The 18,072-nt window shown below is 65.0% G+C and carries 16 protein-coding genes; all 16 read left to right on the forward strand.

The features are described 5' to 3' along the window. The first annotated feature begins 1 nt into the window (after position 1). Genes IVA93_RS23985 through IVA93_RS24060 form a run of 16 tightly spaced genes read left to right on the forward strand, consistent with a single transcriptional unit; the run spans position 2 to position 18,071 of the window. The gene (locus IVA93_RS23985) at positions 2-1,123 is read left to right on the forward strand and encodes a branched-chain amino acid ABC transporter permease (protein ID WP_018458739.1); all 1,122 of its coding nucleotides are present in this window, start codon (positions 2-4) and stop codon (positions 1,121-1,123) included. Continuing rightward, positions 1,116-1,898 (forward strand): ABC transporter ATP-binding protein, encoded by a 783-nt coding sequence (locus tag IVA93_RS23990; protein WP_007593014.1) that lies wholly within the window; start codon positions 1,116-1,118, stop codon positions 1,896-1,898. Before IVA93_RS23985 ends, IVA93_RS23990 begins: the two co-directional genes overlap by 8 nt. Beyond that, on the forward strand, positions 1,891-4,104 hold the full coding sequence (locus IVA93_RS23995; RefSeq protein ID WP_247370679.1) for an ABC transporter permease: 2,214 nt from the start codon (positions 1,891-1,893) through the stop codon (positions 4,102-4,104). The genes IVA93_RS23990 and IVA93_RS23995 overlap by 8 nt, the downstream gene beginning before the upstream one ends. A gap of 3 nt (positions 4,105-4,107) precedes the next feature. After that, on the forward strand, positions 4,108-4,941 hold the full coding sequence (locus tag IVA93_RS24000) for a phosphoenolpyruvate hydrolase family protein (RefSeq protein ID WP_018458736.1): 834 nt from the start codon (positions 4,108-4,110) through the stop codon (positions 4,939-4,941). A 25-nt stretch (positions 4,942-4,966) separates the two neighbouring features. Further along, positions 4,967-7,870 (forward strand): flotillin family protein, encoded by a 2,904-nt coding sequence (locus IVA93_RS24005; RefSeq protein WP_247455087.1) that lies wholly within the window; start codon positions 4,967-4,969, stop codon positions 7,868-7,870. 9 nt (positions 7,871-7,879) lie between these two features. Next, positions 7,880-8,317 (forward strand): SRPBCC family protein, encoded by a 438-nt coding sequence (locus IVA93_RS24010; protein WP_007593021.1) that lies wholly within the window; start codon positions 7,880-7,882, stop codon positions 8,315-8,317. 5 nt (positions 8,318-8,322) lie between these two features. After that, positions 8,323-8,772, forward strand: coding sequence for an SRPBCC family protein (locus IVA93_RS24015; RefSeq protein ID WP_085394730.1), 450 nt, complete (start codon positions 8,323-8,325; stop codon positions 8,770-8,772). Beyond that, entirely contained in the window at positions 8,769-9,587 is an 819-nt protein-coding gene (locus tag IVA93_RS24020; protein WP_018458732.1) for an FAD binding domain-containing protein, read from the forward strand. The genes IVA93_RS24015 and IVA93_RS24020 overlap by 4 nt, the downstream gene beginning before the upstream one ends. Before the next feature lie 5 nt (positions 9,588-9,592). Then, positions 9,593-10,069, forward strand: a complete 477-nt coding sequence (locus tag IVA93_RS24025) for a (2Fe-2S)-binding protein (protein WP_247789249.1) — start codon at positions 9,593-9,595, stop codon at positions 10,067-10,069. Between the two features lie 11 nt (positions 10,070-10,080). Beyond that, the gene (locus IVA93_RS24030) at positions 10,081-11,676 is read left to right on the forward strand and encodes a xanthine dehydrogenase family protein molybdopterin-binding subunit (protein ID WP_247370686.1); all 1,596 of its coding nucleotides are present in this window, start codon (positions 10,081-10,083) and stop codon (positions 11,674-11,676) included. Position 11,677: 1 nt separating this feature from the next. Then, positions 11,678-12,700, forward strand: a complete 1,023-nt coding sequence (locus IVA93_RS24035) for a xanthine dehydrogenase family protein molybdopterin-binding subunit (protein ID WP_085352430.1) — start codon at positions 11,678-11,680, stop codon at positions 12,698-12,700. Between the two features lie 7 nt (positions 12,701-12,707). Continuing rightward, positions 12,708-13,589, forward strand: a complete 882-nt coding sequence (locus IVA93_RS24040; RefSeq protein ID WP_018458729.1) for an AAA family ATPase — start codon at positions 12,708-12,710, stop codon at positions 13,587-13,589. Beyond that, the gene (locus IVA93_RS24045; protein WP_247370691.1) at positions 13,586-14,707 is read left to right on the forward strand and encodes a vWA domain-containing protein; all 1,122 of its coding nucleotides are present in this window, start codon (positions 13,586-13,588) and stop codon (positions 14,705-14,707) included. Before IVA93_RS24040 ends, IVA93_RS24045 begins: the two co-directional genes overlap by 4 nt. Continuing rightward, positions 14,704-15,588: an amidohydrolase family protein gene (locus IVA93_RS24050; RefSeq protein ID WP_247370694.1), complete on the forward strand. Its 885-nt coding sequence runs from the start codon at positions 14,704-14,706 to the stop codon at positions 15,586-15,588. Before IVA93_RS24045 ends, IVA93_RS24050 begins: the two co-directional genes overlap by 4 nt. A gap of 41 nt (positions 15,589-15,629) precedes the next feature. Then, complete coding sequence (locus IVA93_RS24055; RefSeq protein ID WP_007593031.1) at positions 15,630-16,478, forward strand: MBL fold metallo-hydrolase; 849 nt, start codon at positions 15,630-15,632, stop codon at positions 16,476-16,478. Between the two features lie 18 nt (positions 16,479-16,496). Beyond that, positions 16,497-18,071, forward strand: coding sequence for an isochorismatase family protein (locus IVA93_RS24060; RefSeq protein ID WP_204510803.1), 1,575 nt, complete (start codon positions 16,497-16,499; stop codon positions 18,069-18,071). Position 18,072 lies beyond the last annotated feature (1 nt).

An 18,072-nucleotide genomic window follows, 5' to 3' on the forward strand; every position in this document is an offset into this window, starting at 1 on the left:
CATGTCCCTCGCCCACGACGCCCGCGTCCCGGTTCGTCCCGCCACTGCGGTGCAGCGCTCGAAATTGCGCGGATGGCCGGAGATCGACAATCCGGCGGCCTGGGCCGTCGCGGCCATTCTCCTAATCATGCCCCTGATCGCCAACGGCTTCTTCCTGATCGAGATCTTTGCGACCACGCTGATCCTCGGAACCATGGCGCTGAGTCTGATGTTTCTTGCCGGCTATGGCGGCATGGTCAGCCTGATGCAGCTCACCATCGCGGGTTTCTCCGCCTATATGGTCGCGGTGTTTGGCGTCAGCGGCAACGCCAATATCAGCCTGGGCTGGCCGTGGTGGCTTGCGGTCCCAATGGCGCTCGCGCTCGCGACCATATTCGGCACGCTCGGCGGCGCGCTGGCGGTGCGCACCGAGGGCATCTACACCATCATGATCACGCTCGCGATCGGCGCGGCGTTCTATTATTTCACTAACCAGAACTGGGCGATCTTCAACGGTCATACCGGCATCAATACCGTTGCCACACCGCATTTCTGGGGCGTCAACTGGCGCGCCGACATTCCATTCTACTATATCGTCCTCGCAGTAGCCGCGCTGTGCTACTTCGCCGTCGACTACATCTCCCGCGCACCGTTCGGCCTCGCGTTGCAAGGTGTCCGCGACAATCCCCGCCGCATGGCGGCACTCGGCTTCAACGTCAATGCGCATCGCGTCGCGGCCTACGTCTTCGCGTCCTTCGTCGCGGCGCTGGCAGGGGTACTCCAGGTCTGGAATTACCGGCAGATTTCGCCGGGATCCGTGAGCGTTGGGGCCTGCATCGATATCCTCATCATCGCAGTCGTCGGCGGCATCACGCGTCCCATCGGACCCTTTATCGGCGCGCTGATCTTCGTACTGCTGCGGACCTTCGCACTCGACTTCCTGGTCAAGCTGGGGCTCGACGGCAACCGCTTTCGGCTCCTGATCGGCCTCGGCTTCCTCGCTATCGTGTTCTGGTCCTCGGACGGCGTCATCGGACTCTGGCAGAGCTGGCGGCGCCGCCAACGCTCCGGCGCGGCAAGTTCAAGCGGACGACGTGGCCGAGAATCTGACCAAGGATCCAGCCAAGGATCCCACCATGGATAGCGTCGCGCAACGCCTCTCTGTCGTGGGCGCCGGCGCGGCGCTGGAGCTGCGCGGCGTGACACGTCTGTTCGGCGCGCTGGCGGCACTCACCGACATCACCATTACCGTCCGCCCCGGCGAACGGCGCGCCGTGCTTGGCTCTAACGGCGCCGGCAAGACCACGCTGTTCAACTGCATCACCGGCGACTTCCCACCTTCTTCCGGCACCATCCGCTTCTTCGGCGAGGACGTCACGCACTTCCCGCCCTATGAGCGCATCCGCCGTGGCCTGCGCCGGACTTACCAGATCTCCGCGCTGTTTCCGGGCCTTACCGTCCAGGACAATGTCTACCTCGCCTGCCGTGGCGTCTCACGGGGACGCTTCTCGTTTCTCCGCCCCGGTCAAAACGATGCGTTGATGCACGCGGCCGAAAATCTCGTGCAGGCCGTCCATCTCTCGGGCGTGAAGGATCAGCGCGTTGCCGAGCTCGCGCATGGCCAGCAGCGCCAGCTCGAGATCGCACTTGCGCTTGCCGGCGCGCCGCGATTCGTCCTGTTCGATGAACCCGCCGCGGGGCTGTCGCCGACCGAGCGTGCCGAGCTGATCGAGATATTGACCTCCCTGCCCGCGCATATCGGCTACATCATCATCGAGCACGACATGGACGTCGCCCTGCGCGTCGTCGAGAGCGTCACGATGATGCACAACGGGCGGATCTTCAAGGAAGGCCGTCCGCAGGAGATCGAGTCCGATCCCGAAGTGCAGGAGCTTTACCTCGGAGGCGGCCATGAATGAGGTCCGCCGTACCGCCGCCGCGCTCGAAGTCCGCGGCCTGGACGTCTATTACGGCCATTCGCATGCGCTGCAGGGCGTGGATCTGACGCTCGAGGCCGGCGTGTTCTCGGTCGTTGGCCGCAACGGCATGGGCAAGACCACGCTATGCAAGGCCATCATGGGGCTGGTGCCGGTCAGCGGCGGCTCGATCCGCATCCGCGGGGATGAGATCACCCGACAGCCGCCTGCCCACATAGCCCGACTCGGCGTCGGCTACGTTCCGCAGGGACGGCGGCTGTGGCGTTCACTCAGCGTCGATGAGCATCTGCGGCTTGCCGCCGGCTTGCGCCGCGGCGCCTGGACGGTCGAGCGCATCTACAAGACGTTTCCGCGGTTGGCCGAGCGCAAGGATCACGGCGGCGGCCAGCTCTCCGGCGGCGAGCAACAGATGCTTGCGATCTCGCGCGCGTTGCTCACCAACCCGCGGCTCCTGATCATGGACGAGCCCACTGAGGGGCTCGCGCCCGTCATCGTGGCCCAGGTCGAGGAGATGCTGCTACGACTTGGCGAGGACGGCGACATGTCCGTGCTCGTGATCGAGCAGAATATCGGCGTGGCGACCGCCGTGTCGCCCAATGTCGCGATCATGGTCAACGGCCGCGTCAACCGCATCATCGATTCGGTGCGGCTTGCCACCGATCGCGAACTGCAGCAGCGCCTGCTCGGTGTCGGAATGCACGCCGGACTCGAGCTCGACCTCGACGTGCCGCCGGTGGATACGGAAGCGAAGCCTTCTCCGCCGCAAACGCGGCCAGGCGGCGCGATCCGCATCTACATGTCCAATCCGACGCCGCCGACACGCTGGTCGCAACCGGTGCCGATCGCCCGCATCGAGGCCGCGGCTCGCACGCTCTCGACACAGGTGATGCGTCTCGACGAGACGGCACGACGCCGGCACGAACCAGTCGCGGCGCAAACGCAGGGCTCCCCGGTCGTGCTCGTCGTCGGTACGCTCGACACCAAGGGCACGGAGCTCCGTTTCATCCGCGACATCATCGCCGGGACAGGCCTGCGAACCCGATTGGTCGATGTCTCCACCAGCGGCAGGCAGGCGGCCAGCGACGTCTCCGCCCAGGAGATCGCCTTGAATCATGGTCGCGGCGGATCGGCTGTGTTCGGACCCGACCGCGGCGCCGCCGTCACTGCGATGGCCGAGGCCTTCGCCAGCTGGCTGCGGCGCCAGAGCAATGTTGCCGGCGTGATTTCGGCGGGCGGCTCGGGCGCAGCGTCGCTGGTCGCGCCCGGTATGCGGATGCTTCCTGTCGGGGTGCCGAAGCTCATCGTCTCGTCCGTGGCCTCTGGCGACGTCGGGCCCTATGTCGGCCCCACCGACATCACCATGATGCATTCGGTTACCGACGTTCAGGGCCTCAACTCGATCTCGCGCGCCGTGCTGGCCAACGGCGCCAACGCGCTGGCCGGCATGGTCAAAGCGCGCCTTGATCAGCATGCGCGGAAGGATCGCGGCGACAGCGGATTGCCGTCGGTCGGCATCACCATGTTTGGTGTCACCACGCCGGCGGGGCAGAAGATCGCGGCCGACTTGCGCGAGGATTTCGAGTGCCTGGTCTTCCACGCCACCGGCGTCGGAGGACGCTCAATGGAGAAGCTCGTCGATTCCGGACAGCTCGCAGGCGTCATCGACCTCACGACCACGGAGGTCGGCGATCTCCTGATGGGCGGCGTGTTCCCGGCCATCGACGACCGCTTTGGCGCCATCATCCGCAGCCGGGTGCCTTATGTCGGCTCGGTGGGCGCTCTGGACATGGTGAATTTCGGCGCCCCCGAGACCATCCCGGAGCGCTACCGCGGCAGGAAATTCCACGTCCACAACCCGCAGGTCACGCTGATGCGCACCACTGCAGAGGAGAACGAGCGCATGGGGCACTGGATCGCCGACCGGCTCAACCGGATGGACGGCCCGGTGCGCTTCTTCCTGCCTGAGGGCGGTGTCTCCGCGCTCGACGCGCGAGGACAGCCATTCTGGGATCCGGACGCCGATGCGGCGCTGTTCCGCACGCTGGAGCGCAACGTGCGGCAGACCGCCAACCGTCAGCTCATCCGCATTCCCAAGAATATCAATGACCCCGAGTTCGCCTCCACCATCGTCAGCGCGTTCCGAACATTGTTCGGCCGCATTGGGGCGCGCCGGAGACTAGCGAGGTGACCGATGGCCCGGTTTGAACGCGCTGCACTGTTGAATCGCTTCCGCGAGATGGCAAGGCGCGGCGAGCCCATCGTCGGCGGCGGCGCCGGCACCGGCCTGTCGGCCAAGTGCGAGGAGGCCGGCGGTGTCGACCTCATCGTCGTCTACAATTCCGGCCGCTACCGCATGGCCGGCCGAGGCTCGCTCGCGGGATTGATGGCTTACGGCGACGCCAACGCCATCGTGCTGGAGATGGCCGGCGAAGTGCTGCCCGTGGTGACCAGGACGCCAGTGCTCGCCGGCGTCAATGGCACGGATCCGTTCCGCGACATGGATCTTTTCCTGGACCAATTGAAAGCGCTCGGATTCGCTGGCGTACAAAACTTTCCGACCGTCGGCCTTATCGACGGCGTGTTCCGCGCCAATCTCGAAGAGACCGGTATGTCCTATGCCCTCGAGATCGACATGATCGCAAAGGCGCGCGAGAAGGACCTGCTGACGACGCCCTACGTCTTTAGCGAGAAGGAAGCTGCCGCGATGGCGATCGCAGGCGCGGATATCATCGTCTGTCATCTGGGCCTGACGACCGGGGGCAGCATCGGCGCGCAGACCGCACTCAAGCTGACGGATTGCCCAGCGCACATCGATACCTGGGCCTCCGCCGCGCTCGGCGTCAATCCGGACATTCTGGTGCTCGCTCACGGCGGACCAATCTCCGATCCGGACGATGCCGATTTCATCATGAGGAACACACGCAACTGCCACGGCTTCTACGGCGCCTCCTCAATGGAACGGCTGCCGGTCGAGCGGGCGCTGACGGATCAGGTTCGCAAATTCAAGGCGATCGGCGCGCGATAACGCCGAAAGGTCGAGGGAGAGAAACATGTCAGGGACTCTGGTCGGTGAATTGATCCTCTGGCTGATCGTCGCCGTCGTGGTGATCGTGGTCGGCGTCTACATCGTGAACTGGCTCTATCACCGCTCGTCCAAGGAGACCTCATTCGTCCGGACCGGCCTGCTCGGCGAGCGCGTTGTGATCAACGGCGGCGCCTTCGTGCTGCCGTTCATCCACGACTACACGCCCGTCAACATGAACGTGCAGCCGATGGGCATCGTGCGCTCCCGCCAGGACGCCGTGATCACCCGTGACCGCATGCGCGTCGACATCGAGGCCGATTTCTATGTCCGCGTGCAGGCGACCCGCGAAGCCGTGTCTATCGCGGCCGCCACACTCGGCCGCCGCACCATGGAGCCCGAACAGCTCCACGCCCTCCTCGCCGGCAAATTCATCTCGGCCATTCGTTCCGTTGCCTCGGAGATGACCCTCGAGCAAATGCACGAGCAGCGCGGTGAGTACGTCGCCCGCCTCAAGGCGAACGCCGCAGAGGCCCTCGCCCAGAACGGGCTCGAGCTGGAATCAGTCGCGATCACCGATCTCGACCAGACCGATCTCGAATTCTTCAACCCCTCGAACCGCTTCGACGCCGAAGGTCTGACCCGCCTGATGGAGGACATCGAGGCCAAGCGCAAACTGCGCAACGACATCGAGCAGGATTCGATGATCAAGATCCGCTCCCGCAACCTGGAGGCCGAGCGGCAGGCTCTCGAGATCGAACGCGAAAGCGAGACGGCGCGCCTCGAACAGGAGCGTGACATCGAGATGCGCCGCGCCCTGCAACGCACCGAGGTCGCACGCGAACGGGCCCTGCGCGAGACCGAAGCTGAGCAGGCGCAGATTTCCGCCCGTGAAACCATCGAGAAGGCGCGAATCGCCAACGACCAGGCGATCGCCGAAGCCCGTATCGCCTCGGAGCGTGAGACCCGCCAGCGGGAGATCGAGCGCACCCGCACCATCGAGGAGAAGGAACTGCTCGCACGGGAGGAAATCGAAAAAGCCCGGATCGCCAACCAGCGCTCGATCGATACCAGCCGCATCGCTTCCGAGCGCGAGGTGCGCCAGCGCGAAATCGAGCGGATGCGGACCGTCGAGGAAGCCGAGATCACCGCCCGCGAAGCGATCGAGAAAGCGCGTATCCAGCAGGACCGCGTCGTGACCGACGCCCGCATCGCTAACGAAGAGGAGACCCGGCGCCGCGAGATCGACCGGACCCGCGCCGTGGACGAAGCCGAGATTGCTGCCCGCGAGACGACCGAAAAGGCCCGCATCGCCCAGACCATGATTGTCAATGTCGAGCGCATCGCATCCGATGAGCGCACCCGTGCGCTGGAGATCCAGCAGGTGCGTAACATCCAGGAAGCCGAGATTGAGGCGCAGCGCGCGGTCGAGGCGGCGCGCATCGACCGGGAGCACAGACTCGCCGTCGAGCGCATCGCGGTCGAGCAGAATACCCGGCAGTTGGAAATCGAGCGAAATCAGACGCTGGAAGTCGCAGAGGTCGCGGCGCGCGAAGCCACCGAAGCTGCCCGCATCACCCAGCAAGAGCGCGTGCGGTCGCTGGAAATCGCCCGCAACCGGGCTGTCGAGGAAGCCGACATTGCCTCACGCGAAGCCATCGAAGCCGCCCGGATCGCGCAGGAGAAGTCCGTTGCAGCCGAGCGTATCCAGGCCGAGCGTGACACGCGCGCGCTCGAGATCGAGCGTACTGCCGTGATCGAGGCCGCCGAGTTGAACCGGCGCGACACCATCGAACGCCAGCGCATCGGCGTCGATCTCGCGCTCGAGGCCGAGCGGATCACGTCCTCCAAGAAGCGCGAAGTCCTCAATATCGAGCACAAGAAGGCGATCGAGATCGCGGATGAGGACCGCGTCATCGCGCTCTCGACCAAGAAGTCCGAGCGCATCGACGCCGACCGCCAGGTCAGGCAGGCCGAGATTGTCGCGCGCAAGGAGGTCGAGACCACCGACGTCTCGCGCGAGCATGCGCTGGAGGCGGCGCGAATCGAGCGCCGCCGTTCGATCGAACAGCTCGAAGTCGCTCGCGTCCAGTCGCTCCAGGAAGCCGAGATTGCCGCGCGGGAAGAGGTTGAGCGCTCCCGCATCGCCTCCGATCGCGGCCTCGACGAGGCCCGCATCGGCCGCGAGCGCGAGTTGCGCAAGCTCGAAATCAATCGCGAGAAGGAGGTCGAGACCGTCTTGATGGAAAAGGCGATTGCTATCCACCTCAAGTCGCTGGAGGAATCCGCGGCCAAGGCCTCGGCTGAGGAAGCGCGGGTGCATGCCACTGAAGCCACCGAGCGCGTCATAACCGCGCGCGAGAGCGAGATCGCGAAGCGTCGCAAGACCGTGGAGATCCTGATCGCCGAGAAGCAGGCCGAGGAGACGCGAATTGCCGCGGAAGCCGAACGGATCCGCGCTGCAGTCGAGGCCGAGGCGCAGCGTATGCTCAACGAGGCCGAGAACGTGCTGACCGACCAGGCGCGCTACTCGCTATTCCGTAGAAAGCTGCTCGACCGCATCGAGGGCATCGTCCGTGAGAGCGTCAAGCCGATGGAGAAGATCGAGGGCATCCGCATCCTGCAAGTCGATGGTCTCAACGGCAACGGCCATGGCGGGAATGGCGGCCGTAGCGCCACCGACGAGGTGATCGACTCGGCGCTGCGCTACCGCGTCCAGGCGCCGCTGATCGATTCGCTTCTGGCGGACATCGGCGTCGAAGGTGGCAGCCTCGCCAAGATGCCAGGCCTGATCCGGGAAGCTCGCGACATGCAGGGCATCAAGGACTCCGCGCGCAAGAGCGGCGGCGGTGGCGAGAAGCCAGCCACTGCGCCCTCGCCTTCAGCCGACGGCGAGCCGCCCGCCGAGCGCAGCCCTCGGAAGAAGAGCTGAGGTCGCACCATGGCCCGGGTCTACGTCTCAACCGTCGTCAACGCACGCAACGATCGCGTCTGGGCGCGCGTGCGCGACTTCAACGGTCTGCCGAACTGGCATCCCGCGATTGCGGAAAGCCGCATCGAGGGCGGCGAGCCCTCCGACAAGATCGGCTGCGTCAGGGATTTTCGCCTGCGCAACGGTGATCGCATCCGGGAAAAGCTGCTCGGCCTGTCCGATTACGATATGTTTTGCACCTACTCGATCCTCGAATCCCCGATGGGAGTCGAGGACTACGTCGCGACGCTTCGGCTAACGCCGGTCACGGATGGCGACCAGACCTTCATGGAATGGACCGCGGAGTTCGACTGCGCACCCGAGCGGGAGGCGGAGCTCGTCGCGAATATCGGGGGTGGCGTGTTCCAGGGCGGCTTCGACGCCCTCAAACGCCAGTTCGGAGGCTGAGCGCCGTGCCGCATATCGTCAAGAGCACGATCCTGGATGCGCCGACCGGCTCCGTGTGGGCCGTGCTGCGCGACTTCAACGGGCACGATCGCTGGCATCCGGCGGTCGCAGCCTCCACGATCGAGCGTGCGCAGGCCCCAGACAAAATCGGCTGTGTCAGGCGCTTCAAGCTGCAGGACGGCTCGGAGCTGCGCGAGCAATTGCTGACGCTGTCGGATCTGGAGCAGGCCTTCAGCTATTGCCTGCTCGATACGCCTGTCCCGATGTTCAACTATGTGGCTCATGTCCGCCTGCTGCCCGTGACCGACGGCGACCGCACCTTCTGGCACTGGGAATCCCGCTTTTCGACGCGGCCGGAGGACAAGGACCGGATCACCCACATGGTCGCGGAAGATATCTACCAGACGGGATTCGAAGCGATCCGCCGGTACCTCAAGGAGGCTGTGTCAACATGACTGTGACGGTGAAGACCTTCACGAGCTCCAGCGAGGCCGCCGCCGCGCTGTCGTCCGATCGCACCGCGCGCTATCTCGGTGGCGGCACGCTCGTGATGCGCGCGCTGAACGAAGGCGATATCTCGCTCTCGACCATCGTGCGCGCCAATGACCAAGCCTTGACGCGCATCGACCCATCTGGTCCGCGGATCACCCTGGGTGCTGGCGTAACTTTCGCCCGGATTCTGGGCGAGCGCGACCTCGCTTTCCTGCACGCCCCTGCCCGCTCGATTGGCGGCCCGGCGGTGCGCAACATGGGTACCGTGGGCGGCAATCTGTTTGCGCCAAATCCCTACGGCGATTTCACCGTCGCCCTGCTTGCGCTCGATGCCACGGTGGCCCTGCAAGGCGGCTTTGGATCGCGCGACATTCCAATTGAGGAGTTCTTGCAGTCACGTGAAAGGCAGGCGGGCGCGCTCGTGCTGTCGGTGTCATGCACGCGACCGACTAGCGCGGAGGCTTTTCGCTACCGCAAGATCGCACGGATCAAGCCCAAGGGCGGCTCGGTCATCACGCTCGCCGCACATCTGCCCATCAGTGGCGGGCGGGTCGCCGGGGCACGAATCGCATTGGGATCGATGGCGCCGACGCAAATACGTGCGCGGGCGGCCGAACGCGCTCTGGAAGGTCGCTCGCTCGATGCCGCGACCGTTGCGGCCGCAGCCTCCGCAGCGGCGGAAGGAACATCGCCCTCCGACAACGCGCTCGGCAGCGCCTGGTACCGCCGCGAGATCGTCGGCGTCCATCTGCGTCGTCTTCTCTTGGGTCAGGAATAGATCGTATGGCCAAGACTGCCCTGCAATTTCGTCACAATGGCAGCGATGTCGCCATTTTCGTCGATGGCGGCACCAACCTGCTCGTCGCGCTTCGCGAATTGATCGGCGACAAGACGCCGAAATTCGGCTGCGGCCAGGGGGGCTGCGGCACGTGTAGCGTCCTGATCGACGGCGAGCTCCATCTCTCCTGTCTGACGCTGGCCGAGACCGTCGCCGGCCGCTCTGTCGAGACGCTGGATAGCCTGAAGCAGGGACCGAACCTCCATCCGCTGCAGCGCGCCTTCGCCGAGAATTTTGCTGCCCAGTGCGGCTATTGCACGCCGGGCATGCTGATGGCTGCCAAGGCGCTGCTCGACCGCAATCCCTCCCCGAGCCGCGCCGAGATCGTGGAGGCGATCTCCGGCAACATCTGCCGCTGCACCGGCTACGAGCCGATCATCAACGCCATCCTCGCCGCCTCCGGCGGCAGGGTGAGCGCCTGAAGGACCAGATCATGCTGGAACTACGCAAGGACATCTTCGCCGACGAGCGCGACGATAATCTCAACGAGATCGGCAAGGGCACACAGCGCCAGGACATGCTTGGCCATGTCACGGGCACCTCGAGCTATTTCAACGACCACAAGCTCCAGGGCATGCTGCACCTGAAAGTCGTTCGCTCGACCCATTCGCATGCAAGCATCCGGCGGATCGATACCGCGGACGCCGAGCGCTCAGCCGGCGTGCGCCGGATCATCCGCGGCTCCGACGTGCCCCGCAACCTCAACACACTTTTGAGCCTGATCAATTTCGGCAAGGACGACGAACCATCGCTGGCCGTCGACAAGGTCCGCTACAAGGGTGAGCCGATCCTGGCCATCGTCGCCGACAGCGAGCGCGAGGCGTTCGAGGCGATCGCAAAGGTGCGGATCGACTATGAGCCGTTGCCAACCGTGTTCGACGTGGAAGATGCGCTGAAGGCCGGAGCGCCCGTCGTCAACGATACCTATCCGAAGAATGCCTTCATTTATCACGACACATACGACCACCAAAAGCTCCGCTTCGGCGATGCCGATGCCGCACTCGCGACCGCCGATCACGTGCTTGAACAACGCTACCAGATGTCACCAATCGAGCACGCGCCGACCGAAACCAATGGGTCGATCGCGGCGCCCGACACCAACGGGCGCTATGTCGTCTATACGTCGACGCAGGCGCTGTTCTTCTCGGTCGATACCTGCGCCAAGATCCTCGACGTCCCCTCCAACACCTTCCATTTCATTGGCGGCACCGTCGGCGGCGGCTTTGGCGGCAAGGTCGACACGCTGACCGAACCGTTATGCATCCTGGGTGCGATGCTGACGGGACGTCCCGTGCGCTACGTGTTCGGACGCGAAGAAGAGATGCAATACGGCCCGCCGCGCGGCGCCGAGCGCATCTACATCAAGGACGGCGTGATGCGCGATGGCCGCGTCGTCGCGAGAAAGATCCGCGCATATTTCGACAGCGGCGCATATACGCGGCTCTCCAGTTATGCAGCGGTGAAATGCGCAGCCCATCTGCCAGGACCCTACACCATCCCGAACGTCTATGGCGACGTCTACTGCGTCTTCACCAACCGTACGCCTGCAACCGCGATGCGCGGCTTCGGCGTCACCGCCATGGACTTTGCGATCGAATGCCAGATGGACAAGCTCGCGAACCTCGTCGGCATGGATCCGATGGAGTTCCGCATCCTCAATGCCTATCGCGACGGCGACATGAAGGCGCATCGGCGCGAGGCCAAGAACACGGCGCTGATCGAGTGCGTCCAGGTCGCGGCCGAGAAAGCCAAATGGCCGATCCGCGACGAGTTCAAGCGCGCCTCCTCCCGCAAAGACGGAGGCGGCAGCCGCGCTGCCATCCCGCGGACGCCTGCCGACATCCACGTACGGACGACCGCGCCGGCGCAGCAGCGCACGAGCTATGATCGCCTGCCAACGGCCGCGTCGCGCGAACCCCCGCGCGAGCCCCCACCGCCCGCGCCGCCACCGCCATCGCCACCGCGACCAACATCGCCCTCGCATGGGGCGGGCCGATTCTCATCCGTGTTCGGCACCAGGAGGCGTTGAGATGACGCGACATCGCGGACGCGGCATCGCGTCGGTCAACTATCCCATCGGCATGAACCTCGGCGGCGATCCCAGCCAAGCCCTGGTTCATTCCAATCCAAGCGGCAAGTTCACCGTAGCGCTGTCCTCGATCGACCTCGGCCAAGGCATGAAGTCGGTCACGCGGCAGATTTGCGCAGAGACGCTCGGCGTACCCGTCGAGGACGTCTATGTCGATACCGCCGATTCCGATACTGGCCCGCATTGCATGGGCTCGTTCGCCTCGCGCGGCACCCATCGCGTCGGCAATGCAGTGATGGCGGCGGCGCGCGAGGCGCGCGGCGTGATGATGGAGGCGGCCGCAGAAGAACTCGAGGTCAACGCCGCCGATCTCGAAACCGACGGACGTGGCAACATCCACGTCAAGGGCGCGCCGCACCGCTCGATCTCCACCAAGGACGTCGCCATCGCCGCGCAGTTCAAGCAGGGCAAGACCATCGCCGGCCGCGGCATCTTCCTGGTTCCTCTGTCCAATGTCGATCCGGAAACCGGCGAGATGTCGCCGGCGACCTGTTACGCCCATGCCTGTCTCGTCGCCGAGGTCGAGGTTGACGACGAGACCGGCGAGGTCACGATGATCCGCATGGATTCTGCCTATGAGCTCGGCCGTGCGCTCAACCCGCGCCTGGTCGAGCAACAGCTCGTCGGCGGCGCCTGGATGGGCGTCAGTCACGCGCTCTACGAGACGCCAGAACCCTATTATCCCGACCCGGTCCACGGCCCTCGCGACTTCGTCGAATATGTCATGCCCGGTCCTGGCGATATCTGCCCGCACGACATCGCCGTATTGGAACGCCCCGCTCCCGATGGCCCCTTCGGCGCCAAGGGGCCCGGCGAAATGTGCGCGAATCCCGTATTGCCGGCCGTTGCGAACGCCATCTTCAACGCCGTCGGCGTGCGCATCGACGATCTGCCGATTACGCCGGAGAAGGTGCTGCGCGCGATCAAGGCCGAGGGCGGCGCGCGCCCTCAGGCGCGGCGCTGAGGTCTCGATGGCCGTCCGCAGCAACATCGTCGGCATCGACAGCCCAGAGGCACTGGAGAAAGCGCTTCGGGCAGCCTATTACCTTGCCGACGAGGGGCTGGCGACCGCAGCCTATCTCGGGCTGGCACTCGGCAAGCCATTGCTGCTCGAGGGCGCGCCGGGCGTCGGCAAGACCGAGGCCGCCAAAGCCATTGCCGCGGTCCTGGGCCGCCGCCTGATCCGCCTGCAATGCTACGAAGGCATCGACGCATCTGCCGCACTCTACGAATGGAACTATCCGCGCCAGATGCTCGCAATCCGCCAGGCCGGCGATGAGAGCGTCGACATCTACGGCGAAACGTTTTTAATCGAGCGACCGATGCTGGCGACGCTGCGCGCACCTGACTCAACTGTGCTGCTGATCGACGAAATCGACCGCGCCGACCAAGAATTCGAAGCCTTCCTGCTCGAGTTCCTGTCCGACTTCCAGATCTCGATTCCGGAGCGCGGTACGGTTCGCGCCTCTGAGCGCCCGGTTGTCGTCCTGACCTCGAACCGCACGCGGGATCTTCATGAAGCGTTGCGGAGGCGATGCGTCTATCACTGGATCGACTATCCCTCCGCCGAGCGCGAAGCGCGCATCGTGATGATGCGGGCCTCCAGCGTCGCCGAGGGGACCGCGCGGGCCGTCGTCGCCGCCGTCGAGAAGCTGCGACGCGAACCACTCAGCAAGGCGCCCGGGATCGCCGAGGCCGTCGACTGGGCCGAGGCCGCCACGCTGCTGCACAAGGGCGGCGCACGGTGGCCTGATGCCTTCAGGCGCTCGATCGGCGTTGCCTTGAAAGACGAGGAGGATCTGCACTTCATTTCGCCGCGCCTCGATGCCCTGCTGGCGGAGGCCTCTGCATGAGCGCCGAACCCGAACTGCCGCGCGCTGCGCGTGTATTCATCTCGTTCGTCGGCTTGTTGCGAACGAACGGATTTGCCGTCGCACCGGAACAGACGACGTCGTTCCTGGCCGCAATCCAGTTGCTCGGTCCCCGCAGCCTGGAGGACATTCGGCAGGCAGCCCTCGCAACACTGGCTCCTCCACCGGAGCGTCGCGCAACGTTCGACCGGCTGTTCGATCTGCACTTTCGCGGAAACGAGGCAATCGAGCGCGTCGATGACGGTGAGGACGACGAGACTGTTCGGCTGCAAGAGGAGGCCCGTGGAAACGACGAGCCGCTGTTGTCGGACGAGGCCAACGAGTCCGGTCTCGCAGCTGCGCGCGCCGAAGCCCTGGTCGAGCGCCGCTTTGCGCAGCTCTCGACCACCGATGCGCTGCGCCGGCTGTCCCGCGAGGCGCCGAGGCGCCTGCCGAAGCGGCGCGGCCATCGCCGCATGCGGGCTCGCAGCGGACCCTACGCGGATTTGCGCCGCACCCTGCGCGACTCCGTTCGCAGCGATGGCGAAATTCTCCGGCTGGGGCGTTTGAAGCGGCGGCAGCGCCCACGCAAGATGTTGCTTCTGATTGACGTCTCCGGCTCGATGAAGACCCGCACCGAAGAGAATATGAAGTTCGCGCACACGTTGGTGCAGGCGGCGCCCAGCGTCGAGGTCTTCACCTTCGGCACGCGGCTGACCCGCATCACCCGCCCGTTGCGACTCAAACGCCGAGAGCAGGCGCTCAGGGCGGCGGCCCATGCGGTCAGCGACTGGGACGGCGGCACCCGAATCGGCGATGCGCTTCAGGCGTTTCTCGCCGTGCCCCGCTTCGGTGGATACGCGCGGGGCGCTGCCGTGATCATCGTTTCCGACGGCCTGGAACGGGGCGAACCCGATGCGCTGCGCGATGCGGTCGCGAAACTATCGCGCCGTGCGTGGCGCGTGAGCTGGCTGACACCGCTCGCGGCTGGTCCCGACTTTCGCCCGCAGACCGAAGCGCTGGTCGCGATCGAACGCTTCGTCGACGACCTCGTCGATGGTGGCTCGAGCGCGTCGATCGTCGCGCATGTGCTGGCGCTGGGACAAAGGAGAGTTGCGTGACCGACGTCGTCGATGGGCACCATCATATCTGGCGCCAGACCGACCTGCCCTGGCTGGTGGGTCCGATGCAGCCGCGCATCTTCGGTCCGTACGAGCCGATCCGGCGCGATTACCCGATCGAGGAATATCTCGGCGACATCGAGGGCAGCGGCGTTACCCGCTCGGTCTATGTCCAGACCAACTGGGCCAATGACCGCTTCGAGGACGAGGCCGCTTGGGTGCAGCAGACCGCCGAGGAGCACGGCTGGCCGCATGCCATCGTAGCTTACGCCGACTTTTCGGTGGACGACGTGCGTCCACAGCTCGACCGCCTGAAGCGTTATGCCCTCGTACGCGGCGTTCGCATGCAACTGCATTGGCACGAGAACCCGCTTTATCGCTTTGCCGCGCGGCCGGACCTTTGCACCGATCCCGTGATCCAGCGCAATATCGCCCGCCTTGCGGATTATGGCTGGAGCTTTGACCTTCAGGTGTTCACGCCACAGATGCCTGACGCTGCGCGCCTTGCGGAATCCTGCCCTAAGGTGACCTTTATCCTCCAGCACGCCGGCATGCTGGAGGACCTTTCACCGGCAGGCCGCGCCGCGTGGCGCGCCGGGATGGCCCGCCTCGCCGCATGCCCGAACGTCGTGTCGAAACTATCGGGGCTCGGAACCTTCATCCACCGCAACGACCCCGCGCATGTCGCATCCGTCCTGACCGATACGATTGCGATCTTCGGCGCCGAACGCTGCCTGTTCGGCTCGAATTTTCCGATCGAGAAATTGTGGACCAGCTATCGCGCGTTGATCGATGCATTCCGTGCCGCCGCGGCGCCGCTACGCGATGATCAGCGCGAAGCCATTTTCAAGACCACCGCTATGCGCGTCTATCGGCTCTGAGCGCCGAGGAAACAACGAGAACGGACACAGGGAGGGACGGAATGCCGCTGGAGATCAAGATTTTGGACTATGGCGATATTGAGCTGGAATCGAGCTTTTTGGTTCTCGGCCGCGATTGCGGCCGCACCCGCCGCGTCCTCACCCTCGGTTTCCTGATCCTCGGCGGCAAGTATCCGGTCGTGGTAGACACCGGTTACCGTTCCAACCAGATCATGGAAACGCTGGGGATGCGCGGCCTGCAGTATCACGAGCACATGATCGAGAACCAGCTTGCGCGGCACGGCGTGCGGATGGGCGATGTGCGTTTCGTCTGCCACACCCATCTGCACATCGACCACGCCGGCAAGGACGATCTGTTTCCGATGAACACGACCGTCGTCCTCAACCGCCGGGAGCTTGAATATTCCGTGTCCGGCCTGATGCATCCGCAATATCCGGCGCCGGATATCAAGCATCTGATCGACCGTCTGCACACCAAGAGTGCGCTGCGCTTTCTCGACCTCGAGATTACAGGTCCCATCGAGCTGATGCCGGGCGTCTACTGCGACGCTGCGAATGCGCATACCGAGGGCTCGATGAACATCATCGTCGAAACCGCCGACGGCATCGCCACCATCTGCGGCGACGTGATCTACGATTTCAACGATCAGATCGTGACGCCCTTCAACGAGATCCACGACTGGGAGCCACGCACCACTGGCAACCACGGCACCACCAAGCGGGCCGAGAAGGCCGCCATCAAAAAGCTGCTCAGCAATTCGCGCTATCTGCTGCCGGTCCACGACCGCCCCGCCAAGATCGAAGGCGGCAACGTCGTCGGCCGGCTGCACGACCAGGTGCCTGGGCCGGTCGTGCAGTCTCTGCCCCAGCGCAACTGGTTTCCGGCCTAGACGCCAGAGGATCGACCGATGACCCACGTCACCTTGCGCTCCGAATTCGAGACCCTGATCGATCCCTACGCACCAGTCGCGCAAATCGGCACCGGTTTTGACTTCACGGAGGGACCGATCTGGCATCCGGTCGATCATTATCTGCTGTTCTCAGACATGCCGGGCGACGTGCGCCGGCGGTGGGATTCGCGGCACGGCATTGCCGAGGTCAAACGCCCGTCGAACAAATGCAACGGCATGACCTATGACGCCGAACTTAATTTGGTCGTTTGCGAGCACGCGACATCGTCGTTGATCCGCGAGCGGCCGGACGGGCGGCGCGAGGTGCTGGCCTCGCACTTTGGGGGACAGGAGCTCAACAGCCCCAACGACGTCTGCGTGCACTCCTCCGGCGCGATCTATTTCTCGGACCCCTGGTATGGCCGCATGCCGGTCTATGGCGTCGAGCGGCCGAGGCAGCTCGGTTTCCAGGGCGTCTATCGCGTCGTGCCCGGCGCCGAGCCGAAGCTGGTCGTGGATCGCAATCTGTTCGACCAGCCGAATGGGCTGTGCTTCTCGCCCGACGAGAAATTGCTCTATGTCAACGACACCGTACAGGCACTCATCCGTGTATTCGACGTCAACGGCGACGGCTCGCTGTCGAGTGCGCGTGTGTTCGCGAGCGGTATCCGCTCCGAGCTCGAGCCCGGCTTGCCCGACGGCATGAAGTGCGACCAGCACGGCAACGTCTGGGTTACGGCACCCGGCGGGGTCTGGGTCTATTCGCCGCGCAGCGAGCTGCTCGGCAAGCTCCGCTTGCCCGAACTCGTCGCCAACCTTACCTGGGGCGGGCCGGATTTCCGCACGCTGTATCTGACTTCGACGCACTCGGTCTATGCCATTCCCACCAGGGTCGGACCGCGCCACGAGCCCTATATGAGCGGCAAGCGAGGCAGCGGCACGGCGGCCGCGGGCTCTGCTTCCGCTGCCCCCATCCTTGCCGACGGCGAAATGCAGCTCGACCCGCGACGCTGCGCCATGATCATCCAGGATCTCCAGAACGACGTCATCATGGACGGCGGCGCCTTTGCCGATTCCGGCGCGCCAGGTCACGCGAAGCAGCAGCGCGTCGTCGAGAATGTCCGCCGCCTGGCCGAATCGGCGCGGGTGCGCGGCGTCGCTATCATTCATGTCTGGTTCGTCGTCGAGCCCGGCGCGCCCGGCGTGACGCTGAATGCGCCGCTGTTCGAGGGTCTCGTCGACAGCAAGGCGATGGTGCGCGGAAGCTGGGGGGCGGCACCGGTGTCAGGTCTCGAACCACGGCCCGGCGATTTCGTGGTCGAGAAGGTACGAATGAGCGCCTGGGAGGGCACGAGGCTCGAAACGATCCTGAAAGCCACCGGCCGCGACATGATCATCAACACCGGCGCCTGGACCAACATGTCGGTCGAGCACACGGCGCGGACCGGTGCCGACAAGGGCTACTTCATGATCGTTCCCGAGGATTGCTGCTCGACCATGAACGCCGATTGGCACGCCGCGTCGATCAATTTCGCCATGCAGAACGTCGCCGTCGTGACCAAGGCCGATGCGGTCATCAAAGCGCTGGGATGAA

The sequence above is a fragment of the Bradyrhizobium sp. 155 genome (assembly GCF_023101105.1).
GTDB classification, from domain to species: Bacteria; Pseudomonadota; Alphaproteobacteria; order Rhizobiales; family Xanthobacteraceae; genus Bradyrhizobium; species Bradyrhizobium canariense_D.